The organism is Alteromonas sp. CyTr2, from assembly GCF_947311905.1.
In the GTDB taxonomy this organism is placed as follows: Bacteria; Pseudomonadota; Gammaproteobacteria; order Enterobacterales; family Alteromonadaceae; genus Alteromonas; species Alteromonas macleodii.
Genome location: NZ_CAMZMZ010000007.1, coordinates 104,209 through 128,015, shown reverse-complemented (window position 1 = coordinate 128,015; position 23,807 = coordinate 104,209). Strand labels below are relative to the sequence as shown.

Annotated in this window: 22 protein-coding genes; 16 read left to right on the top strand and 6 right to left on the bottom strand. The window is 45.0% G+C overall.

What is annotated here, in order from left to right; translation table 11 throughout:
- Positions 1–2 precede the first annotated feature (2 nt).
- The 11 genes from QME20_RS06505 to QME20_RS06455 all read left to right on the top strand — a co-directional run bounded on the left by QME20_RS06505 (position 3) and on the right by QME20_RS06455 (position 9,104).
- A complete protein-coding gene (locus tag QME20_RS06505) occupies positions 3–1,418 on the top strand; it encodes an FAD-dependent oxidoreductase (RefSeq protein WP_281715646.1) in 1,416 nt (471 codons plus the stop codon).
- Positions 1,419–1,619: 201 nt separating this feature from the next.
- A complete protein-coding gene (locus tag QME20_RS06500; RefSeq protein WP_014980147.1) occupies positions 1,620–2,069 on the top strand; it encodes a hypothetical protein in 450 nt (149 codons plus the stop codon).
- 209 nt (positions 2,070–2,278) lie between these two features.
- On the top strand, positions 2,279–2,866 hold the full coding sequence (locus tag QME20_RS06495) for a DUF2726 domain-containing protein (protein WP_014950547.1): 588 nt from the start codon (positions 2,279–2,281) through the stop codon (positions 2,864–2,866).
- Between the two features lie 149 nt (positions 2,867–3,015).
- Positions 3,016–3,717, top strand: coding sequence for a 5'-methylthioadenosine/adenosylhomocysteine nucleosidase (locus QME20_RS06490; protein WP_281715645.1), 702 nt, complete (start codon positions 3,016–3,018; stop codon positions 3,715–3,717).
- A 1-nt stretch (position 3,718) separates the two neighbouring features.
- Positions 3,719–4,663, top strand: coding sequence for a cobalamin biosynthesis protein (locus tag QME20_RS06485; protein WP_061095782.1), 945 nt, complete (start codon positions 3,719–3,721; stop codon positions 4,661–4,663).
- The gene (locus QME20_RS06480; protein WP_170826515.1) at positions 4,663–5,586 is read left to right on the top strand and encodes a cobalamin-binding protein; all 924 of its coding nucleotides are present in this window, start codon (positions 4,663–4,665) and stop codon (positions 5,584–5,586) included. The genes QME20_RS06485 and QME20_RS06480 overlap by 1 nt, the downstream gene beginning before the upstream one ends.
- Positions 5,587–5,719: 133 nt before the next feature.
- Entirely contained in the window at positions 5,720–6,124 is a 405-nt protein-coding gene (locus QME20_RS06475; protein ID WP_281715644.1) for a rhodanese-like domain-containing protein, read from the top strand.
- Between the two features lie 136 nt (positions 6,125–6,260).
- Positions 6,261–6,662 (top strand): DUF2721 domain-containing protein, encoded by a 402-nt coding sequence (locus QME20_RS06470; protein WP_014950552.1) that lies wholly within the window; start codon positions 6,261–6,263, stop codon positions 6,660–6,662.
- Complete coding sequence (locus QME20_RS06465; RefSeq protein ID WP_039226178.1) at positions 6,659–7,264, top strand: GNAT family N-acetyltransferase; 606 nt, start codon at positions 6,659–6,661, stop codon at positions 7,262–7,264. Before QME20_RS06470 ends, QME20_RS06465 begins: the two co-directional genes overlap by 4 nt.
- A 30-nt stretch (positions 7,265–7,294) precedes the next feature.
- On the top strand, positions 7,295–8,653 hold the full coding sequence (locus QME20_RS06460; RefSeq protein WP_281715643.1) for an FAD-dependent oxidoreductase: 1,359 nt from the start codon (positions 7,295–7,297) through the stop codon (positions 8,651–8,653).
- A gap of 97 nt (positions 8,654–8,750) precedes the next feature.
- Positions 8,751–9,104 (top strand): DUF1428 domain-containing protein, encoded by a 354-nt coding sequence (locus tag QME20_RS06455; protein ID WP_014980153.1) that lies wholly within the window; start codon positions 8,751–8,753, stop codon positions 9,102–9,104.
- Positions 9,105–9,119: 15 nt separating this feature from the next.
- Here QME20_RS06455 and QME20_RS06450 read toward each other — a convergent pair whose 3' ends face one another.
- Positions 9,120–9,545, bottom strand: a complete 426-nt coding sequence (locus QME20_RS06450) for a hypothetical protein (RefSeq protein ID WP_239239648.1) — start codon at positions 9,543–9,545, stop codon at positions 9,120–9,122.
- Positions 9,546–9,918: 373 nt separating this feature from the next.
- Positions 9,919–11,118 carry a tyrosine--tRNA ligase gene (tyrS, locus tag QME20_RS06445; protein WP_014950559.1) on the bottom strand — a complete coding sequence of 400 codons (1,200 nt, stop codon included), beginning with the start codon at positions 11,116–11,118 and terminating at the stop codon, positions 9,919–9,921.
- A gap of 316 nt (positions 11,119–11,434) precedes the next feature.
- Here tyrS and QME20_RS06440 point away from each other — a divergent pair, with 316 nt between their 5' ends.
- Positions 11,435–12,760 (top strand): peptidoglycan DD-metalloendopeptidase family protein, encoded by a 1,326-nt coding sequence (locus QME20_RS06440; RefSeq protein ID WP_014950560.1) that lies wholly within the window; start codon positions 11,435–11,437, stop codon positions 12,758–12,760.
- A gap of 10 nt (positions 12,761–12,770) precedes the next feature.
- Complete coding sequence (locus tag QME20_RS06435) at positions 12,771–13,973, top strand: anhydro-N-acetylmuramic acid kinase (protein WP_075176841.1); 1,203 nt, start codon at positions 12,771–12,773, stop codon at positions 13,971–13,973.
- Between the two features lie 63 nt (positions 13,974–14,036).
- On the opposite strand, the gene QME20_RS06430 is transcribed toward QME20_RS06435, so the two are convergent.
- Together QME20_RS06430 and fucP are read right to left on the bottom strand one after the other, a co-directional pair.
- On the bottom strand, positions 14,037–15,290 hold the full coding sequence (locus tag QME20_RS06430; RefSeq protein WP_014950562.1) for an SLC13 family permease: 1,254 nt from the start codon (positions 15,288–15,290) through the stop codon (positions 14,037–14,039).
- A gap of 247 nt (positions 15,291–15,537) precedes the next feature.
- Complete coding sequence (fucP, locus tag QME20_RS06425; RefSeq protein WP_014950563.1) at positions 15,538–16,875, bottom strand: L-fucose:H+ symporter permease; 1,338 nt, start codon at positions 16,873–16,875, stop codon at positions 15,538–15,540.
- A gap of 499 nt (positions 16,876–17,374) precedes the next feature.
- Here fucP and QME20_RS06420 point away from each other — a divergent pair, with 499 nt between their 5' ends.
- Both QME20_RS06420 and QME20_RS06415 read left to right on the top strand, forming a co-directional pair.
- On the top strand, positions 17,375–18,694 hold the full coding sequence (locus QME20_RS06420; protein WP_171337877.1) for a carbohydrate porin: 1,320 nt from the start codon (positions 17,375–17,377) through the stop codon (positions 18,692–18,694).
- A 211-nt stretch (positions 18,695–18,905) separates the two neighbouring features.
- The gene (locus QME20_RS06415) at positions 18,906–20,027 is read left to right on the top strand and encodes an alkene reductase (RefSeq protein ID WP_239241706.1); all 1,122 of its coding nucleotides are present in this window, start codon (positions 18,906–18,908) and stop codon (positions 20,025–20,027) included.
- Positions 20,028–20,127: 100 nt separating this feature from the next.
- On the opposite strand, the gene QME20_RS06410 is transcribed toward QME20_RS06415, so the two are convergent.
- Positions 20,128–20,574, bottom strand: coding sequence for an SRPBCC domain-containing protein (locus tag QME20_RS06410; RefSeq protein ID WP_014950566.1), 447 nt, complete (start codon positions 20,572–20,574; stop codon positions 20,128–20,130).
- Positions 20,575–20,775: 201 nt separating this feature from the next.
- Positions 20,776–22,587: a PLP-dependent transferase gene (locus QME20_RS06405; protein ID WP_281715642.1), complete on the bottom strand. Its 1,812-nt coding sequence runs from the start codon at positions 22,585–22,587 to the stop codon at positions 20,776–20,778.
- A 155-nt stretch (positions 22,588–22,742) separates the two neighbouring features.
- On the opposite strand from QME20_RS06405, the gene QME20_RS06400 reads away from it, so the two are divergent.
- Complete coding sequence (locus QME20_RS06400; protein ID WP_281715641.1) at positions 22,743–23,735, top strand: D-2-hydroxyacid dehydrogenase; 993 nt, start codon at positions 22,743–22,745, stop codon at positions 23,733–23,735.
- Positions 23,736–23,807: the final 72 nt, after the last annotated feature.

The following is a 23,807-nucleotide window of genomic DNA, read 5'->3' as shown; positions in this document are numbered from 1 at the left end:
TTATGGCAAAGAACGTATATCAATTTGTCGATGTTGAACGTATCGATCCGCCGAAAAAGCCGATCATGGTACGTAAACAAGAGTTCGCGGAAATTTATCAACCGCTGAGCCAATCTCAAACCGAAGGCCAAGCAGATCGCTGCTTGGACTGCGGTAACCCATACTGTGAATGGAAGTGTCCTGTACACAACTATATTCCACAATGGTTAAGCTTGGCGAACGAAGGCCGTATTTTGGAAGCTGCGGAACTCTCTCATAAAACCAACAGTTTGCCGGAAGTATGCGGCCGCGTATGTCCACAGGACAGACTGTGCGAAGGTGCATGTACACTGAATGACGATTTTGGCGCTGTGACTATCGGTAGTATTGAGAAGTACATTACCGATACAGCATTCAAAATGGGCTGGCGCCCAGATATGTCTGACGTGGTATGGACCGACAAGAAAGTGGCGATTGTAGGTGCCGGCCCTGCTGGTCTTGCATGTGCTGATATCCTGGTTCGTAACGGCGTTAAACCTGTTGTTTACGACAAATACGAAGAAATTGGTGGCCTACTTACATTTGGTATCCCGTCTTTTAAATTAGAGAAAGACGTAATCAAACTACGCCGCCAAATTTTTACCGAGATGGGTGTTGAGTTCGTACTTAACACTGAGATTGGTAAAGACATACAGTTCCAGGACTTAATCGATAAGTACGACGCCGTTTTCTTAGGCATGGGTACGTACAAGTCAATGCAAGGCGGCTTTGACAACGAACACGTTGAAGGCGTATATGATGCACTTCCTTTCCTTATAGCCAACACCAACCGCGTAATGGGTCTTGAAAAAGATCCTGCTGATTTTGTTGACATGAAAGGCAAGCGTGTTGTTGTGCTAGGTGGTGGTGATACCACCATGGACTGTGTTCGCACGTCAATCCGCCAAGGCGCTGCCCAAGTTACCTGTGCATACCGCCGTGACGAAGAAAGCATGCCAGGCTCTCGCCGCGAAGTTGTTAATGCGAAAGAAGAAGGGGTTGAGTTTAAATTCAATCTTCAGCCGCTAGACATTGCAGTAGATGAAAACGGTAAGGCATGTGGTGTTAAGCTGGTTAAAACCGAAATGGGGCCACCGGATGCCAATGGTCGCCGCCGCCCTGTTGAAGTGGAAGGTTCAGAGCACGTACTAGAAGCAGACGCGGTAATTATCGCCTTCGGCTTCCAGCCCAGCCCTGCGCCATGGTTTGCTGACTTCGGCATTATGCTTGATGAAAAAGGTCGCGTACGCGCGCCATCTGCTGGCAAATTTGCTTACCAGACCTCTCACCCGCAAGTCTTTGCCGGTGGCGATATGGTACGTGGTAGTGACTTGGTTGTTACTGCTATCGACGAAGGCCGTAAAGCCGCAGAAGGGATTATGGATTATATTGGCGTTTAACCTTCGCTAATTGAGGCCTATTGTCCATTCACGAAAAGCTCGATAGTTCTGCTGTCGAGCTTTTTTTATGCACACTTCGATAATACGGAAAACGCTAAAAGTATACGTTAATAGACCAAGGTTTAGTTGAAGCGCGAGCGTTACGACTCTACTATCGTTTAAGCAATTAAAGACATCGCACATCGGGTGAAGAATCTATCTATGCAGCATTTAAACATTAAGAAACTTACATTTTGTCTAACACTGGCGATAGCAGCGAGCAATGCCAGCTTAGCTGATACCATTGCTGTTGACGCTTCATTAAATGCGCAAGTTAACAACCAAACTAAGAAACAAAGCGTCAACTCTTCACCTAGTAAGCCAAGCATCATGTCTTGCCCTTCTGATTTTCAGCAAGTTAAGATTTCTGATGATGCAAGACAATGCCAAGCATTTGACGAAAGCAAGACAGCAGTAATGGTTTACCACTCTCCTCGCTCCCCGAGTGAATTACTGAATGTTTACCAAACGGCGCACCCCGCTTTAAAAACTCACACGCCAGTTAGCGGCCGCACGTTGTTATCCTCAGAAGATAAAGGGGTCAGAGTAATAATCAGCCCAGATAATACTGGCTCTCAAGTGGATATTCTTGTTACATCCACAACAAAATAAGCCCTTTTAGCAAGACAACTACGAAATCTACTCATGTTGGCATCTGCTTTGCAAAATCATCAACAACTACTCCACGGTAACAGTGAGTGTCATTTTTATGACGCTCAAACTGCAAACGGAGCCCAAGCTTTTTTCGATATAAACACTTTAGCGGGCTTCTTTATTATGCATTCCGTGGGCTTTAACTATTGAAATTTGCGAGGGTTACGATGGAATTGGCAATTATTCTAATGATGTTACTTATTGTCGTTGCACTGGGTGCCATAAAGTTGTCAGACGGCGGTGTCGCATTTCCATTTAGGCGAAAGCCGCAATTGTTCACCCCCGTTGAGCACTCTTTTTTAAACCTTATCGAACAGGCTATGGGAAGAGAGTTTCGCATAGTGTGCCGTGTGCGTCTTAACGATTTAGTGGCGGTTCGCCAGTCTGCAAATAAAAAGACGGCAAGCCAAGCCATCAGCAGAGCTTCTAGCAGACAGCTCGACTTTGTATTAGTAGATAAACACGACATGAGTCCTGTTCTTGCTATCGACTTAGTTCATAGCCAAGGCAAAGATGGTTATAAATCACAAAAAGACTGGTTTGTAACCGGAGCACTTGATGCTGCCGGCCTTCCTCATGCAAGAATTAAAGTGAAATCTGGTTATACCGTTGACGATATTCGCGAGTGTTTGGAAAACAAACTCATTCCATATCGCCGTTTACAGCAAAAAATGGCACAGCTGCCAACGCATAATCCAGAGCCACCAAAGCGCCCGACTCGCCCAGTGCGTTCAAGCAGACCAGCTGCAGCTTAAGACATAAGCCCCACTTCCCCTGGCCTTTGTTGCTTTGCTATTTTCTTACTCTCAAATAGCGGTAACAGAGGCATTTTTCTGTCAGTTTGCCCATTTTCCTTATACAATTAATCCATTCGTTAAACTCCCTCAACACCGTCGGTAAAGTTATGAAAAAAATTGGTATTTTAGGTGCAATGGACGAAGAAGTTGCGCTACTTAAAGCGTCACTTTGGAATGTAAAAGAAACCCAGTGGAAGCACCTGACGTTTTACGAAGGTACACTTAACGACATAGAAGTGGTGCTAGTAAAATGCGGTATTGGTAAAGTGGCTGCAGCAATTGCTACTACTGTACTTATCGAACAGTACGCCCCTGATGCTGTTGTCAATACCGGTTCTGCCGGAGGTTTCGACAAGAATCTAAACATCGGTGATTTAGTGACCGCCAGTCACGTTATTCACCATGATGCCGATTTAACCCATTTTGGCTACAAGCTCGGTCAATGCGCAGGTATGCCTGAAAATTTCCGTTGCGATACAAGGTTAATGGAAGCCGCTCGTAGTGCTGCCACAGGCATTACGTCGCTTCAGTCGACAACAGGTTTAATCTGTACGGGCGATGCGTTTATCGGTAGCGACGAAGCTGTAGCAGAACTGCGTGAAAACTTCCCAGACATGAAAGCGGTTGAGATGGAAGGTGCAGCTATAGGTCAAACTTGCCATATGCTCGACACGCCTTTCCTTGTCATTCGTTCATTGTCGGATATTGCAGGAAAAACGTCGTCAGTGAGCTTTAAAGAGTATCTAGACACTGCCGCTAAACACTCAGCACAATTAGTTATGGCAATGATTAAGGCTCTCGCAAAATAAGATGACAGAGGTAATTAGCGACCCGCAATACCAGTCGCTATTCGTACTTTGGCTGGCTATCGCCGTTGACGCATTATGGCGCTGGCCCCAAAGTACTCATCCATTAACGCTCATGCGCTACCTCGTTCAGCAAATGGGGCGCAAAGTGGTGCCCTCTCGCGAATACGGTAGGTCTCAGCACTATATTTCAGGCTCATTAGCCGCCCTAGTTCTTCTTGCGCCATTGGTAGTATGTGTTGCCATCTTGGTGTACATGGCCCAATACCCCGTATTCTTTGAGGCGATTATTCTTGTCGCACTGCTCGACTACGGTTACCAGCGTCAACAGTACAAAAAAGTGCTGGCGAGTGTGGGAAGAAATAAAAAATCCCTCGCACGTGAAATGGCGCAAACCATTACTGCACGTCAATGCGATTCACTTTCCGATATAGGAATTGCCAAAGCCGCGATAGAATCGCTATGGCTGAAGTTTCTTTATCTTTATTGCGGCGTTATTTTCTACTTTGTAGTGGCAGGCCCCATAGGCGCACTCATTTATCGATTGCTTTTGCTCACATCTTGGCAGTGGCATTACCGAACCCCTGCAATGACTTTCTTTGCCAAACCCGTACGCAATCTTGTTTACTTACTTAATATGCCGCCCGCGGTCATTGGTGGTCTAGCAACACTACTGGTCAGCCATCCTATTAAAGGGTTTCGCGCCATAAAGCGCTCCCCAGTGAAAGATAAAACGTCGCTACTGCTTGCACTTATGGGCGGTGTGCTTGATATTAAACTCGGCGGCCCAGCAATTTATGCCAACAAGAAGATTCGATACACCCGCGTGGGAGGCGCTAACGAGGTAAAGTACTCTCACATGTTGACAGCCAAAAATACGGTTACTCATGCCATGATTGCGGTTAGCGCCTTCGCATCGTTAGCTATGCTGGCAATGGCCGTAGCCTAATGAAAACAGCAGTTATGATGAAAACCATTTTTTTTGTAATTTTAAGCTATTTACCTCTTCTCACATTTGCTAACTCAGAATCAGATGCCGAGACAAAGCACCTAGCTCATTCAGATCAATTTGCTTCTGCCGATGTTGCACCAAGCTCGGAATCAAGCGCCTTATCAAATTCCGTCGAGCTAAAGATAGTCAGCCTTGCGCCCCACCTTACCGAATGGGCATTTAGTTTGGGCTTAGGCCCTAACCTTGTAGGTGTAAGCGACTATAGCGACTATCCTGACGCCGCGAAAAATATTAAGCGGGTGGCGGATTTTCAAGGTGCCGATATCGCTACCATTGTGGCGTTAGAACCTGATTTAATTCTTGCATGGGATGGAGGCAATAAGCCGCAAGATATCCATAAGCTTTCCTCGATGGGTCTAAACGTATTTAGCAGCAAGGTCGAAAATATCACTGATATAGCCAGCGAAATTAAAAGGCTTGGGGCACTTACAAATACGCAAAAGCAGGCGACCCAGCTCTCCAATGATTTTCTCAACGAACTAGCCGAACTTCGAAGTAAATACGACAAATCCTCGCTTATACCAGTATTTTATTATTCGTGGACTGCTCCACTTATGACCATCGGTCCCAACGCGTGGGGTAACCAACTGCTGAATGTGTGTGGTGCTCAAACATTATTTGCAGACAGTCCTGTAGACTATCCTCAAGTCGCATTAAAAGATGTACTTACTCGCCAACCTCATGCACTCATTGCGGCATCTAAAAGTACGCATTCAGAACTTGAGGTATTCTGGCGTGATCATCGCTCTTTCCTCAAAGCCCCCTTAATTGTTGTGGATCCAGACGTCACCAGTCGGTTTTCATTGCGATTAATAAATGAACTAAAAGTACTCTGTAAAGGTATTAAAGAAAGCGCATAAGCGTTATACTTAAGTCTAGACCTGCTGGACTGTTTTCAATTGATACACACCGACTTGGCTCAATTTAAGCGCGTTTGTGTAACAGAATAAGAGCAGGTTCTAATCTTCTATAAAAAGGTAAGAGTTTTTATTCATGCGGATTGTTGTTGCGGGTTTTCTAGTTGTTATCAGTGTTGCATTGTTTGTGTCGCTTCAGTGCACAGCGAAAGCGACCGCGCAAGCCTCTGTTGCCGCATCACCATACCTTATCGAGCGAGTTACAAACAACGACTGGCTCCTTATTGATGTTCGCTCTCCGCAAGAATTCGCCGATGGTCACATTCCTGGCGCAGTAAATATGCCCCATGAAAATATCAATGACTACCTTAGCGAATTAGAAGGCCACAAAAACAAGCCTATTATCATTTATTGTCGTTCAGGCAGAAGAGCCAAACTGGCAATGAAAGTATTGGAAGAACTCGATTTTTCTGAAGTCATGCATTTAGAAGGCGATATGTTAGGCTGGAGTGCCGCTGGCATGACAGTTGACCGAATGTAGACTCAATATTCCGCCTTCTCCTTCGTATTAGTCTTTGGCACTAAAGATGTTGTAAGTTCAACCTCTTGGCTGATTACTGTGTGTAACTGAGCCCCTGTGATACACTCTTTTTACTCGACGATTGTATGAAACACCCATGAAAATAGATATTGCTACTCCGGCCATGTTATTTCCGGCGATTTCCTTATTGCTTCTAGCCTATACCAATCGCTTTTTAACGCTTGCAACTATTATCCGAAACTTTTCAAAAGAAGAGAGAGATGAGAATACTCAAGCACAAATAAAAAACCTTCGATTACGTATTCAACTTATTAAGCGAATGCAAATAGCAGGTGTGGGTAGTTTTTTTCTTTGTGTAGTATCCATGCTAGCGATATACCTCACCTATCAACAGGTAGGAAATTGGGTGTTTGCTGCAAGTTTAGTATCACTTCTGTATTCACTATGGATGTCGGTAAGAGAAATATTGATATCAGTTGAAGCCTTGGATGTGCACCTTGACGGGATGAAAAACGCCCCGCGTAAAGAAAAAGTATGAAGCCCACAAATCATTTGAGCCACATAATTCAAAGTGATATCAGCTACGAGTCTCTAGCGCCTGAGTTTTTTGCAGGGGTGATTGCTCTTGGTAATCACGTGCACGGAGATAACTACCTAACCAACGAGCTACTTGCTGATTACTATGCAAAGAGCTTTGTTGGCAATACTAATGCTAGCTGGGTAGCCCTATACAAAAAAAAGGTTGTTGGTTTCAGGCTAACCTTTGCGCATACACAATGGGAAGCAGATGAGTGGTGCAGCCCTTCCCTTTGGCCAGTAGATCCAAATACCGTATGTTATTTCAAATGTAATACGGTAGACCCCGCAATGCAGGGCTGTGGAATTGGCAGCAGACTATTAAGTAAATCGATTGAATGTGCGCAAATTCAAGGAGCAGAAGCGGGTTTAGCACATATTTGGTTGGCAAGCCCTGGCAACAGCGCATTTAAGTACTTCACTAAAAATGGGGGGCAGCTTATAAAGAAGCACCCCAATAAATGGCGCTACGCATCTATTCACGAAGGCTACGATTGCCCTGTATGCGAGGGTTATTGCGAGTGTGAAGGTGCGGAAATGCTACTTCAATTTCAAGCCCCATAAGTACGCCAAAGGTAAAAACGTTTTTATTCTATGACCTACGATCCTCTTATTTCACGCGGCGTTTCATCAATGTTACCCGCGGCAAACAGCTACTGGCATGCCACACACAAACCACCAACACTGCCGCCTTTAAACAAGAAGGTAAACACTGAGTACCTCGTCATTGGTGGTGGTTATACCGGTCTTTCAGCTGCCATCACACTTGCTCAAGCGAAACAAGAAGTCACGCTACTTGATGCGAATTCACCGGGATTTGGCTGTGCGGGCCGCAACGGAGGCTTTATCCTCTCGGGTAGCGGCCGATTGAGCTTAAGCGCCATAGAGGACAAGTGGGGTCGTGACACCGCCAAAGCTATGCAGGGCGAGTTTGATGGCGCGGTACACCTGCTTAAACAACGTATTGCAGACTTTGATATGCAGGTCGATTTGGTAGAAGGACCCTATTTAAAACTGGCGCGTAACCCAAAGCAAGCCGAACTACTCTGTGCCAGTGCTAAGCATCTTGAGTCACACTTCAATGTGCCGAGCTCTCCACTTAGTGAAAAAGACCTTATTGCGCGCTTTGGTATTGAAGGGGCGTATGGTGGCGTTGAGCTAAAGGGTGCATGCTTACACCCTTTAAAATTAGTAAGCGAATATGCAAGAGTAGCAAAGGAGCTTGGAGCAACGCTTTTTTACGACTCGCCAGCCATTCGCATTGAAAAGCACAAGACCGGATATGTTGTCGCAACACCCAGCGGGTCAGTTTCGGCCAAACACATACTCATTGCTACTAATGCTTATACCCCTAAGCGCTTTCATGACAGCGTAGACAATAAGCAATTTCCTGTTCAGTCGAGCATTTTTGTCACTGCGCCATTGAGTAGCGAACAGCGCGCAAAGTCTGGCCTAACCACGCCAATGAGCTTTATGGATACACGGATGATGAAATACTACTACCGTGTTTTGCCAGATGGCAGATTATTATTCGGCGGTCGTGGTGCCGTAAAAGGTAAAGATGCAGATAACGCGTCAGAGAAACAGCGACTATACCGCGCTATGGTAAAAAGTTTCCCTTCACTTAGCGGTATAGCCATGGATTATTTTTGGAGTGGTTGGGTAAGTGTATCGTTAGACAATATGCCGCGGATTTTCATCGACAATGAGGTAAGCGGCAACAATTTAAACCGCTCTAGCGGTAATATCGGTTACGCCATGGGGTATTGCGGTTCGGGCGTTTCTTTTGCCGCGTTTGCAGGGCAACGACTTGCTCAACGTATGATGGGTAGCAATGACGTCGATTTATCGCTTCCCCTTTATCGTTCTCCTTTGAAAACCTACCCCTTTGCAAAAGCAAAAAGGCTAGCACTGCATGGCTTGTACCAATGGGCGAAAATAGCTGAACGCTAGTAATGGTTATAAATTACGATTCACCTTAAAGTTAAGCATTGCATACTGTCTATAAATTAGGCTATTTTAGGTATCTATTCTTTGACGGAGTCACCTCATGTCATATATCGATGCCTTTGCTGTAGCCGTTCCCACTGAAAATAAAGCGTTATACATTGAGCACGCCAAACTCGCTGGCGATATTTTTAAAGAGTATGGTGCGACTAAAATACTTGAAGCTTGGGGTGACGATGTCCCTGAAGGGGAAGTCACGTCTTTCCCGATGGCTGTTAAAGCCAAAGAAAATGAAACCGTGGTGTTTTCCATTGCATTTTGGCCTTCAAAGGAAGTACGTGATACTGCTTGGAAAAAGGTGATGGAAGATCCAAGAATGCAGGAAAACGAAAACCCCATGCCTTTCGACGGTAAGCGCCTTATTTATGGGGGCTTCGCTCCTATTCTTGAATTATAACGGTATAGCTTTCAGCTATTTCATATCGTCTATTTTCGCTAACGCCGCCACTGAATCTGCGCCCATTAACATAGCGCCAATTTGAAATTGGATCCACGCGATTACTGGCCCGGTCAAACTCCACAAAGCGACATTTGTCCATGAGCGCAGGGTACCGCCCGACAATCTCAGCTTGTTGTTCTCTGCTAAGTTGGCAATGGCCAACCACATCACGGCAGCCAGAAGCGGACCTACCCATTTAGATATGCCTAAGCCAATTGGCCCTGCTAGTGCTTGAATGAGCCCCGCGGCAAATAAAGTAACAAAAGAAAGCCCCAATAATTTGAAAGGTGCTTTTATAAAAAGCTGCCACCCCTCTTTCAGCCATGTGAACGCTTCCTTCGCAGGAAGGCTCTTGTTAGCTTGATGGTATGTTGCACGAGCAGAAGTTACCGTTGTCATGTTTTTATCCTTTGCATTGCGTAAGCGTTAGTATTGAGTTTCACTGTTTTTTCATCCCAGCCTGCTACGCGTTAACTGCTTATCGTACAGTTGGGTTTATTGATTGATTTTTCCCCTATAGACGATAGCGATTGCAAAATCCTGACAAACTTTTTCAAAAAAAAGTAAGAAAAATAAAAAACGTTTAACGACAATTACTTATAAACGTTAAAGCCAATATCCCCCACTTTCAAATTTGGCTTGATGCTTAACTTTGTATGAGTAGTTAGGGCCTTCTAAAAAAATAATCGCCCTACTATCCACTAGTACTTATATTTCAGGCAAAAAAAAGCCCGCTTAACTAAGCGGGCTTTCAAAAACTATCAGAAAAACATTAGGCTAGCGTAATACGCGCAAACTTGCGTTTACCCACCTGATACACATTTTCACCTTTTTCGGTGATTACTAAGCGGGTGTCTTCCACTTTATCGCCGTTAATTTTAACTGCGCCTTGCTTAATCATGCGCATAGCATCTGAAGTCGAACCTACAAGGTTAGCTTCTTTCAACAAATTACCAATGGCAATACCTTCATCACTTAATGCAATTTCAAGCTCGGGCATGTCGTCAGGAATAGCGTTTTTCTGGAAACGTTGAATAAAGTCCTGATGCGCGCCTTCTGCCGCTGCGTCGTCATGGAAGCGTGCAATAATTTCTTTCGCCAGCATGATTTTAATATCACGTGGGTTTTCACCGTTAGCAACGCGAGTTTTAAGCTCAGCAATCTCTTCTAGCGGTCGGAAGCTTAGAAGGTCATAGTAACGCCACATCAAATCATCAGAAATAGACATCACTTTACCAAACATATCGTTTGGCGCATCTGTAATACCAATGTAGTTGTTTAAAGACTTAGACATCTTCTGAACGCCGTCTAGACCTTCTAGAAGCGGAACCATTACAATAGATTGCTGCTTTTGGCCTTGCTCTTTTTGAAGCTCACGACCCATTAGCAAGTTAAAACGCTGATCAGTACCACCTAATTCAACGTCTGACTCTAGCGCAACAGAATCCCAACCTTGCACTAACGGATACAGAAACTCGTGAATAGCAATTGGCTGACCGTTGTTATAGCGCTTTTTAAAGTCGTCACGCTCAAGCATACGTGCAACGGTCTGACTAGCCGCAAGTTTAATCATGCCTGCCGCGCCGAGGCCATCCATCCACTCTGAGTTAAAACGTATTTCCGTTTTATCTTCATCAAGGATCTTGAACACCTGTTCTTGATACGTTTTCGCGTTCTCTAATACCTGTTCTTTACTTAAAGGCTTGCGTGTTACATTTTTACCTGTAGGATCGCCAATTAGGCCAGTAAAATCGCCAATAAGAAAAACAACTTTGTGGCCTAGTTGCTGGAATGTACGCAACTTGTTGATCAACACAGTGTGACCAAGATGCAGATCAGGCGCAGTTGGATCAAAACCCGCTTTGATGGTTAGGGTTTTGCCGGATTTTAGTTTTTCAATTAAATCCTCTTCGGGGAGTATTTCATCAACGCCCCGTTTAATCTCAGCTAGCGCTGTTTGCCAATCTTTCATTTGTACGTCACACTCTAAAAAAAACTGTATATTCAATATTGGCGGGCATTTTACGCGTACAACGGAACCATTAAAAGGTTTGCGCGTCAAAAAACGGATTACAAACAGTCATGTTGTTAAACCCAACAGTTTTTAACGTAGAATTAGAGTGCTGAATTATCGTGGACTGTATTCAGTAATCTCAAGAAATAGTCTTCATGATAAGAGCTATTGGGTGTAACAATTTGCGCTAACAATATAATGAGAAAAGTTGCATTTTTAAGCAACGTATGTGAAATAGTGTTGTGCACATAACATTTCTCAGGTGGGCAGTAGTATGAGAAAGAAATTAGACGCTTCTAAAGCGCTAAATTTATTTAAAAAATTACCGAAACAGCACAGAACTGGGTTAGCAGTAGCTAGCTTATTTCTGGGTGGGCTTATTCTTTTTCCAAGTGAACCAGTAGAAGCCAGTCGCCATCAAGAAGCACACATTCTGGATGCGGGTGTCCGCTATCCGGTGGAGCTTCATATTGCGCCGTCAACCAATGTATTTTCTGGTGAAGAAGAATCTTCATGGCAGACGTACAAGGTGCGCAGTGGCGATACATTAGCAAAGCTATTTAAGCGTGCTGGCTTCACTTCGCGTGACGTATATAACGTAACGCAGGCAGGAGAGCTAACAAAAACGCTGGTTACTTTATTGCCCGGCGATGAACTATCGTTTAAAGCGAATAAAGACGGCAGCTTCGGCGAGCTAAAGTACAAATTGTCTTCGACTGAAACCCTGTTTGTACGTCCAGAATCGTCGGATGAGAACAGCGCCTTAACCGCTGAGCTTGAAAAGCGAGATGTAGACATTCGCTACAACTTCGCCCAAGGTGAAATTCACTCAAGCTTTTGGAACGCCGCCAGTGATGCAGGCTTAACCAGCAACCAAATTATGAATTTGGCGGGTATTTTCGGCTGGGATATCGACTTCGCCATTGAGATCCGTTCTGGCGATACGTTCAACGTAGTATTCGAAGAGCAATACATCGACGGTGAATTTGTCGGTTACGGCGACATCGTTGCAGCGGAGTTTACCAACCAAGGCGAGCATTTTAGCGCTATTCTTCACGAAGATGGCACATACTACACGCCTGAAGGGCGCAGTATGCGTAAGAGCTTCCTGCGTGCGCCAGTGAATTTTAGATATGTAAGCTCTAACTTCACAAAAGCTCGCTTCCACCCCGTGCAAAAGCGTTGGAAAGCGCACCGCGGTACAGATTATGTTGCTGCGGTTGGTACGCCAATTATGGCTGCGGGTGACGGTAAGGTAATTAAAGCCGGATACGATAAATATAACGGTCACCATGTTTTCATTCAGCATGGCGAGAAATACACAACCAAATATCTTCACTTTAAAAAGCGTGCAGTGAAAGTGGGAGATACGGTTAAGCAAGGCCAAACCGTGGGCTATTTAGGTAGTTCAGGTATGGTTACTGGCGCCCATCTTCACTATGAGTTTTTAGTGGATGGTGTTCACCGAAACCCACGAACGGTAGAACTACCGAAGGCGCTTCCTATTGCTAAGGAAGAGAAAGAAAGGTTTATGGAAATTGCCGCAATACGCCAAGAGCAGCTAGATAATAACAAGCGCATTATGCTTGCAATGAAATAGCGACGACTAAATGGCAAAATATATTGGCCTGATGTCAGGTACTAGCATGGACGGCGTCGACGCCGTCCTGTGCGACATCTCGCAAACGTCTTGCACCACCCTCGCCGCCCATTCAATTCCTTATTCTGCCGAATTACTTACTGCACTCAATGCACTTTGTAGTGAAGGTCCTGATGAACTTAACAGTTTGGCCATCGCTGATAGACTGGTTGCTGAAACCTTTGCAAAGGTCACCTTAGCGCTGCTTGAGAAAAACAACCTACATCCTTCGGATATTACGGCTATTGGCTCGCACGGCCAAACCGTACGTCATCATCCGAATTCCGATGTATTGTCAGCACACTTTGCAGAATCATCCATACGCGGCTTCACCTGTCAAATAGGCGATCCTAATACCATCGCTGTTCTTACCGGCATTGATGTTATTGCCGACTTTAGGCGCAAAGATATTGCCCTTGGTGGTCAAGGAGCTCCCTTAGTGCCCGCTTTTCACAATGCAGTATTTGCCAGTGATGATAAACACCGAGCACTCGTTAACATTGGCGGTATAGCAAACGTTTCACTGCTTGCGCCAAAACAAGATGCTTCGCCACCTAAAGGGTTTGATACCGGACCCGGTAACACCTTGATGGATCAGTGGATAAGTCTTCATTTAAATAAAAGCTTTGATAAAGATGGAGCATGGGCTGCGTCAGGGCATTGTCACTCAGGTCTGTTAGACAGGCTCTTACTGGATGATTACTTCGCTTTGCCTGCGCCTAAAAGTACTGGCAGAGAGTATTTCAATATTAATTGGTTAAGCAATGCGCTCGCCGATTACTTCCCTTCTAGTGCAGAGCTGCAAAGCGAAGAAAAGAACAATAATTTAGCCCCTAAAGACGTGCAAGCATCCTTACTTTCGCTAACAGGTAGCACTATCGCTCAGGAAATTGTGAAGCATTTTCCTAAAACAAATAAAGAAGGCGCAAAAAGCGAAGTTATAGTGTGTGGCGGTGGCGCTTTCAATAAAGCATTAATGCATAACTTGAGCAATGCTTTAAGTGATTATGTAGTAACAGACAGCCATGCTCTGGGCATCCATCCACAGCACGTTGAAGGCGCAGCATTTGCGTGGTTTGCACATGCGTATATGAATGATATTCCAGGCAACGTGCCTGAAGTCACAGGGGCTTCGAAAGCCACGGTACTCGGAGCGTTATATAAAAAAGCATAAGGGCGACAGGCTATCACCCTCAAACGCTTTATTGGTTCTGTTTATAAAAGCAACGTCACCACCTTAACTTGCCGTAACAAACATATTCGCCATTACCAATACCAACGCGTAACCCACGCTATACGCTGCAAGAAGAAGCAACACGAACTTGCCGTATTTGGCGAACGTCAGGCCCTTAACCTTACTCATGGTAACAATACCTGCTGATGAGCCAATAATAAGTAACGAGCCCCCCACACCTACTGCATACGTGAACGCCATCCACTCAGCTGTCGACATGGCAATGTCCGCTTTTAACAACGCAGCTGTTAATGGCACATTATCTATCATGGAAGACAACACCCCCATCACAAAGTTGGCCCCTGTTGAAGGCATTACGCTATATACATGTAAAAGTGCGCCCAATGCGTCAATGTGATCGAGCATTCCGACAAGCAGCAACACCCCAAGGAAAAACAGAAGCGTGTCGAATTCTATTAGGCGAATATAGTCCAAGATAGGATCATCATATTTTTCTTCTCCCATAAAGGTTGCCACTAAAAACATAACCGCCATACCCGCTAAAAACGAAAGCATAGGTGGAATAGCAAAAAGCACATTGGCAATTAACGTCAGTACAATAGTGGACAGGAATATTCCCGCAATTACGTAATCAACCGGCCTAAGTTCATGGCGTGTTTTTTTTATTTTAACCTCCCCCTTCATACCTATACTCAACAGTAACGCTAGAAATAGTACTGCTGTGAGTGAAGGAATAATAAGTAAGAGCAGCTGAGTTATAGTGACCTTATCATCCAAGAAAATCATAAGAGTGGTGACATCCCCGGTTATTAGCGACACGCCCCCAGAGTTCACCGCAAATACCACTAGCACGGCAAATCGCATGGTTTGGTTAAAGGGCAAACCCAAGGATAAAACCATGGCAATAGACACCAAGGTCGCTGTGATGTTGTCAGCTAGCGAGGAGAAGCAAAAACTAAAAATAGCGGTAAAGAATATGAGTTTTTTGAGGGTTATTTTTTGCGGCATGATAATGTTTAACATGTTTTCAATCATGCCTTTGCGGTTAAGGTAAGCAACGAAAGTCATTGCCGCTACAAGGAATAACCAGAGGGTGGATATTTCGCTTATGTTTTCTATGAGGTGTTCATTGAGCTCTGCTAGGTGAGGGCCCCTATTCGCATCTATGAAAAGAAGGATCCATGCGAATGTTCCGAAAAATAATGTGGTTTTGGCTTTATTCACGTGTAGCACTTCTTCAAATACCACACCCAATAATGCCATTACCGCTATGCCAATGAGCACATAGTCCAGCATACGTTTTACTCCCAAATTGTCAGGGGTGAATTATACGATTGCTGTTCATGCTTTAGCAGGTGTTCTGCGCTATACAAGGGGAAAAATCAGTTATATTCAACATGCACTAAACTGATGAAAATACGGTGAAAAAATGCTGTTAACTAATTGAGTGCATTCATCAAAAAAGTGGAATACATAACGTATTCAATATACAAAAAAGGCCAGTGATAGAATCACTGGCCCCGTACACGTTTCTGAAGAAATACTATTTAGCTATTCCCATTTCCATCTTTTTAAGGGCATCTGCGTCTATATCGGACTGAGGCTTAGCGCTGCTCTTTTTAGCGCGCATATCGAAGTAGCCGTAGCCACCTACAAGCAAGAAGCAAATAGCTGGAACAATATATGATACAACAACACCTGCGCTATCAATAATGGCGGCTTGGAAGAGCGGCATAATGGCACCGCCGAGAATCGCCATCACAAGACCTGCTGCGCCTAGCTTGGTGTCTTCCCCCAGACCTTCAAGCGCAATGCCGTAAATCGTTGGAAACATGAGTGACAAACAGGCAGAGATAGATACCAATGCGATTACGCCTGCTAAATTAGGAGACTGTGTCATGAAGATACATAGCGCCATGGCAATCAGTGACATGATCATTAGCAGTCTAGCTGGATAGAGGTACTGCATAACCCACGTCATCACGAAGCGAGAAATTAGAAATACAATCATGCTGTATTGTAAAATTTCACCACCACTCACTTCGTTGCCACCTGTCGCTTTCATTGCATATTGGATGGTGAAGGTCCACACGCACGTTTGTGCTCCGACATTAAAAAACTGAGCCAAAACGCCAAAACGATAATGCTTGTTGGCTACTAACCGCTTAAGCGAAGCGCCCAACTTAACGTCTTCCACACTAGACTCAACCGATTCTTGAATTGGCGCTTTGATCAGGAAGATTGCAACCCAAACCAAAACGAGTACACATGCCATACCTACATAAGGAAGCATTACCGCATCAAGCTCAGCCCCTATCACGTTTTTAAGCTCGCTTACCGACATGGCGGCACGCTCTTGTGCAGATGCCTGATTCAGGTTTGGTAATATAAGCGTTGCAGCCAAAAACACACCTAAATTAGTACCAACGGGATTAAATGCTTGAGCTAGATTTAAACGGCGTGTCGCACTTTTTTGATTTCCCATCGCCATGACGTAAGGGTTCGCCGACGTTTCCAGAATGGATAATCCACCAGCCAATACAAAAAGTGCAGCAAGGAAAAAACCGTAAGTCATGGTTTGACTGGCTGGATAAAACAGAAATGCCCCCGCGGCCGCGCAGCCCAGTCCGGTCAATACACCTGTTTTATAAGAAAAGCGCTTGTTGATAAAAGCAGCAGGAATGGCTAAGCAAAAATACGCGCCATAATAGGCAAATTGAACCAATGCCGATTGCAAAGACGACATGGTAAATATTTTACTAAATACCTTTACCAAAGGGTCTGTCATGTTCGCAGCCACACCCCATGCAGCAAAGCAAATCGTTAACAATACAAAGGGAATCAATGTGTCTTTGGAAACCAAAGGGGCGTTGTTTTTCATAAGAACGGCCTTTCGCTTGTAAAAAATTAGTTAACCAATTTAAGCATTGCTCTTTACCCCTGTCAATAAATCAATTTGATTTACTTATTTCAAATTGCGTTAAAAATTAGACTTTATATGTAGACGACCGATAACAGACAATGCGTGACTGTTATTAAACGGATAAAACGTCCTTTGAAAATTTCTTAATAGACAATAATATAACCAAGATAGCAAGCCTCACTGAGCGCTTTCTACTCACCTTGAAATATTGCCATCGCACCTCCCCACTATTAACGAAAAACACACAAATGTAGCAAAAGAAATAAATAAACAAGGTTGATTTAATAACAAAGGTTAGTTAGATTTCGTTCAAAACAAGCATATGTTAACGCGTTGTAACGTTAGCTAACTCTGATTTATCTCGCGTCAACAAGGAGTTAGCAACAAATGCATAGATGTCATCAGTCACACGCTCATAACAAGCTGCGGTTGATAAACATTTTTAATTGAGAGAATAATGATGAAAACACCTACAATTACCCGTCGCTTTTCTGGATGTAAGACAGGCTTGCAAACAGCGCTCCTCGCAAGCACCGCCATTGTTGCCGCCACTGCGTCAGCATCACAAAGTAAGTTTCAAGACGCGTTTGACTTTCAAGCAAGTTATACGGGTGAGTCAGCCACCAATATTGACGGTGGTGAACGCAGAGGCAGTGCCTATGCTGGTCAGCTCTTTGTAGGTGGGGAATTAGATTTAAATACGCTAGCGGGCTGGAAAGACACCAAAATCCATATTGCCATGACAAACCGACACGGCAAAAACTTAGCCGAGCACTACATTGGGAACAGTACGTCCGTACAAGAAATCTTTGGCGGCCAAAATACCCGTCTTGCACGATTTACGATTTCTTCCTCGTTTTTAGATGGCGATTTAGAACTGGAAGGTGGCCGCACAGTAGCGAATATCAGCTTTTTAGGCTCTGAACTTTGTCAATATTTTCAAACCAATGCTGCTTGTGGGAACCCAACCTTTGTATTTAGAACCAGTAACTTTACTTGGTGGCCGGTTTCGAGTTGGGGTGGCCATGCGAAATACTGGCTTTCGCCAAAAACATATTTTCATACCGGCGTCTATGAAGATAACACCAGTCATCAAGACTTAGGCGATCACGGCTTCGATTGGGCGACTAATGAGGCTACAGGTGTTGTTGTGCCCTTCACTCTGGGCTATCAAACTACGTGGGACAATGACGAACTTCCAAGACGCTACGAAATTGGCGGTTGGTACGATGGCGCAGACTACACCGACCCAGTCTTTGATGAGGACGGCAACTATGCGGCGCAGTCAGGCAATGATTACGCTGTTAGAAACGGTCGTTCGGGTATATTCGCACGTTTTGAACAAACTGTTACTCGTCCTAACCCACTTACGAAAGAAGGGTTAACACTATTCGGTGCCGTGCTAACCGGTACTTCGGGCGAGCTGATTGAAGACTACTATATAAAAGCGGGCTTTGTATTGCGAGGCACACTGGCCTCACGCCCTGACGATACCATTGGCTTCGTATTTACCCGTCAACAGTACAGTGACGAAGCGCTAGAGGATCAGCGTATATTAAGAAGCATAAACGGCGGGGTTGGTACACCAGCAAGCAGCCAAACCATGTTAGAGCTAAGTTATGGTTATCAACTCAATGACCACGTAAGAATTCAGCCGAACGTTCACTACATTATCAACCCCGACCAATTCGCACAGCGCGACAGAGTCATGGCACTTGATGATGCGATTGTTCTGGGCCTAAGGTTCGACGTAAACCTAGCGGCTTTGATACTTTAAATCTCCCTGCAATACACTTTACAGCGCCTTCGGGCGCTTTTTTTCAAACCGATGCCATTCCCTGCCGTTGTGTTTAATTAGTTTCAAGGACAACTTTCCACAAATCCTACTTCTCGCTATCTCTGTATTCACTACTATCTTATAGCGTTTTGAGCACCAATACGCTTAGCGCTTCAACATCAATCTATTCTACGTTGAATAAGGAATAAGAATGACAGACTCAGTACTTTTTAGCTCGTTTGATTGGGCAGAGAATACATTGCAAAACCGCATGGTATTAGCCCCTATGACGAGAGGTAGAGCTGGCGCCGACCGCATACCCAATAAAATTATGGGCGATCACTATGTACAACGCGCAGATGCAGGGCTCATTATTACTGAAGCAACGGCCATTTCAGAAGAAGGCATAGGCTGGGTTGATACCCCTGGAATTTATACCGACAAAATGGTCGAGGGCTGGCGCTCGGTGGTCAATAGAGTGCACGAGGCAGGGGGAAAAATCGTTTTGCAGCTCTGGCATACTGGACGCGCATCACACAGCGATTTCCACAATGGAAATTTGCCCCTGTCTGCATCAGCAATAAAAATTGAAGGGGACGAAATTCACACGCCTAAAGGCAAGAAGCCCTACGAAGTGCCGAAGGCGATGACCTTTGACGATATAAAACGCACAGTGCAAGACTACAAAGAAGCGGCCGTTAACGCCAAGGCAGCCGGATTCGACGGTGTGGAAGTTCATGCTGCAAATGGCTATCTCATCAATCAATTTTTGGATAGCCGCAGCAATCAGCGCACCGATAATTATGGTGGTAGTGTCGATAACCGCTACCGCTTTTTGGCCGAGGTGATGGACGCAGTATTGAGCGTGTGGGATAAAGAGCACGTTGGCGTGAGATTATCGCCAAACGGGGTGTTTAACGATATGGGGGCCGATGATTTTCGTGAAACCTTTACCTTTGTTGCCCAACAGCTAAACAAATTGGAGATAGGTTATTTACACGTAATGGATGGCTTGGCCTTTGGCTTCCATGAACGAGGCGAAGCCATGACCCTTGCTGAATTTAGAGCACTATTCGACGGTATGATCATTGGAAACTGTGGCTACACCAAAGAAGAAGCCGAGAAACGTTTATCTGATGGCGATGGTGACATGATTGCGTTTGGAAGACCTTGGATCACGAATCCAGATCTTCCGACACGATTTAAGCATAATTACCCTCTCGAGTCCTTTGACGATCCATCATCGTGGTACGGAGGTGGTGTTGAAGGCTACAACGATTTTGAAACCTACCGCGAGAAGAGTGGGAAGGACGCGATGACTTCGCTGACCTGATTGTCTTTGGGCAGAGCCTAGCGCTCTGCCCTTTTCAAAAGCGTTATTTGAAATAACACGATGCGTAATGCTAACGCGTTCTCACTATTTAAATATGGCCTTAGTTAAACGACTTTTTCTTAGCGGCTAATACGGCAAGTTTTTCTAGGCACGACATCCACGCGTAGTTGTGCTGATCGCACTCTTGCTTATTGAGAAATCCTTGCTGAATGAGAACCAACCTTACATTCCCCTCTTCAGTCTTTTCGAAGTGAATGTCCACTGATGTCATCACCGACTCTTCCATATCATCTTCCCACGCCCAAGAGAACGACAGCTGCTCGTTCGCTAAAATAGTCACGTACTCACCAGTCAATGACATTTCAATACCGCTGGGATCCATCATCTTTATGCGATAGCGACCGCCTTCCTTGAAATCACTCATGATTTGTGTGACCGAACAATCGCCCGGCGCAAACCACTCACTAAGATATTCAGGCTCGTGAAATGCTGCAAAAACAAAGGGCAATGATGCATCTAGCGTTACATCAATTTTAAACTCGTGCATAAGGCTGCCTTAGATATTCTTTGACGTTAAAGATCTGTGTCTATCTTACCTTATAACAAAAGTTAGGCGCTCTAGCGTCATTTACCTTTGCTATAAATAAAAAAATCCCGAGCCCGCGTAAGGAAAGGCCCGGGAGAAGGAGAACATCCTCAGTATTTTTTATCGACAGCTCAAAGCAACTTCTTGAGCTAAAAAATGAACCTACGCACCTTTCATCAGTGAATCCATACTGGCCTTGCTGCCAAAGTGCTGTGAACTTACTCTTTCACTTACCGACAAATACAGATTGTCGATGTCGGCATTTGCCATAAACTTTTCACAAATTCCTGGAACATGAGGCTCGATAAAATGTTTGGCGGCTAGCATAAAGTGGGCAATGAGCTGTTTAACGTTGTCGGTACCCATGGCGATACGCATAGTGGTCAGTTCTATCCCTGCTTTCTTCTGCTCGTCTGAGCTGAGCTCAGAGTGAGAGGTCAGCGCCGGGCATAAAATTATCGTATTATTCTGGCCAATACTCACTTGGTGGCTGAATGCAGGCTCTAGGGCATCGAAGAACCGCACAAATACATCGCGAGGAAGGTTTGCCGGCGCCATATCAACCGTGAATAAAGTACACGGCCAGCCGTGTGTATGCTGCTTTTCACGCAAACCGGCATTACTGTGTTCAGGCAGTGCGTGACAGTTAACGCGAATTTGATCGTGGGCATTCAAAAATGCAGTAAACACTTGCGTATTGATGACCTTGGTCATCATGCGCTGCTCTAAGGTCTTCATGCCGTTTAATACATCAAAGGCCTTTTCAGAATCTAAGAACGCACCTTTGATGTAGTACACATCCCAAAACATGGTCTGTGACCAATCAACACCATTTGCTGAACTGCCTTTTGGCTGGAACATGCGGTGCCCTTCGCCAATAACTACGCCTGCTGTGGTAGCACCGCTACCACACAAATCTTTAGTGTAGCTGTGGATCACATAGTCAGGTCGTGCAGCTTTGTTTTTATGCTGAAGTGGCTGGTGCAGTACAGGTGTCGCAAGGGTGGAGTCCAACATTACCAACGCATCTTGTGCATGCGCTAATTCACAGATCCCAGGCACATCCAATACGTAACCATGTGGGTTACAAGGCGACTCTAAATACACGTGCATTTTCGCACCATTGCTTAAGCGTGATGCATGCTCGGCTTTAGTTTGCTGCATGAAAGCTGCAAAGCTCTGCACATCATAATCGTCAAACCACGCAATCTGTATGTCCATTCGGTTGCTGCGGGCGAAATAATCATGAAGTAGCTGGTACACTCCGCCGTACACGTTCCTCGAAACAATCAGTACATCGCCATGGCTAAGAACATTTGATAAACACGCATCAATGGCAGCCATGCCCGAGTTGAAGTTCCACGCTAGATATTCGGCGGCATACGGACCCGCTTCCATATCCACAATGGCGTTAGCAAGGGATATATTCGTAGGGTTTAATAGGCGCGAATAAATTTGGTGGGTAAATTCTTTGCCTTGAAACGCGTCGTCGACCCATTCAGTACAGGCATACACATAAGTCGCTGTTCTTACCACCACCGGTGTTGCAGAAAAAAGTGCCGTAACATTGTCGAACAGTGGATAGTGTCCTTGCGAGCCATTGCCACTCGACAAACTTTGGTACGTGGCACGAAATGGGTTTTGCAACGTATCCAGTATCTTGGCAATTTGAAAAGACAGAAACTTTTTAGCGTTGAAATAAGCCAGTCTGTCTTCTTTATCAAGTCCTTGTAGCGTATTACTCGTAATATCCCATAGCTGCATGACGCTGGCTTGAGCACCATATAAGTGATGAGCGGTGTTGGCGAGTGCCCTACCGTAGTCGCTCTCAGCATTTATACCGAAATGAGATAATTGTTCCTCAACCAAAGCTTGCGTGGTTTCCGCTTGGGTCGTGTTACGCTTAGGTGAAAGTACCTTGGCGTGCGTTACATCAACATCTGTTGAGTTTTGGAATTTGTTTTCTGACTGCATAGCGATTCCGTTGCAAATTGACTTCTGGTGCATGCACATGACACCAACACCGTTTGCAAAAATGTAAAACTTAAATCACATTTTTAGAACAATTAGCATTACAATTGTGCAGTCAGACAGAGGAAAGAAAAGTTTACTTTAGGAGTGTTAAGCGAATGACAATAAGGAGTTCAAAGAGAATTGAACTGACTATTTTAAGCGATGAGGCGAATGATATTGCCGAAGCGATTCGCCAAAGAATAGCGGATAACAACGACTTCATAGGCGCTGATGGTCTCCCGCTTTTAACGCTTAAACAAATTGCTCAATGCCCTGAAGATGTAAATTCAGAAGCCGTTACGGTACTGCTTGCAGACCCCGACCTTGCGTCTCGTATTATTGATACATGTTCAGCACTCACCTGGTGTCAGTCTACCTGGGCAGGCAATGCTCCCCTTCTAAATGCCGATAAGAAGAACTACGTACTTACCGGACTAAAGGGAATTTTTGGTAAGTTAATGCGGGAATATGTTTTTGCTTACTTGCTTGGGCATGCCAGAAACGTAAAGGCTTTTGAGCAAAACCAGCGTACCGCTCCGCCAATATGGGAAGCATCAAAGAGAATGCCGCTAAATAGTCAGACGCTTGGCATTGCTGGACTGGGCAGTATTGGGCAAGCATTGATCCCCGTTGCTCACGCATTGGGAATGAGCGTTGTGGGTTTAACCCGAAGCGGGCAAGCAGTGGAAGGTGCCGATGCTGTTTATACACCCGATACTATCGAAGCGTTTGCCAGAGCATGTGACCACGTGGTGAATTTAATGCCCGACACGCCATCTACGCAAAACATGCTTTCTCACGAATTTTTTAGTGCGCTGAAACCCCACAGTGTATTTATTAACGCAGGGCGAGGCAGTGCAGTTGACGACGATGCGCTCTTGCAAGCTTTAGACAACGGCGCATTGGCTCATGCAGTATTGGACGTCTTTCGTGACGAGCCTCTCGACCCAGCTCATTCGTTTTGGCAACACCCTCGTATTTCAGTAACCGCTCACACTGCCGCGGAATCACAGCCAAACGACGTAGCTGACGTGTTTTTAGAAAATGCGCTGCGTTACATCAACGGTGAATCGCTTAATTACCAGTTTGATTTTACAAAGGGCTATTAGCGTTTAAATAGCCCTTCTCGTCATCCATTCAAGGCTAAAATACAGCCTGTCTGTAGCGGGTTACGCTGACGC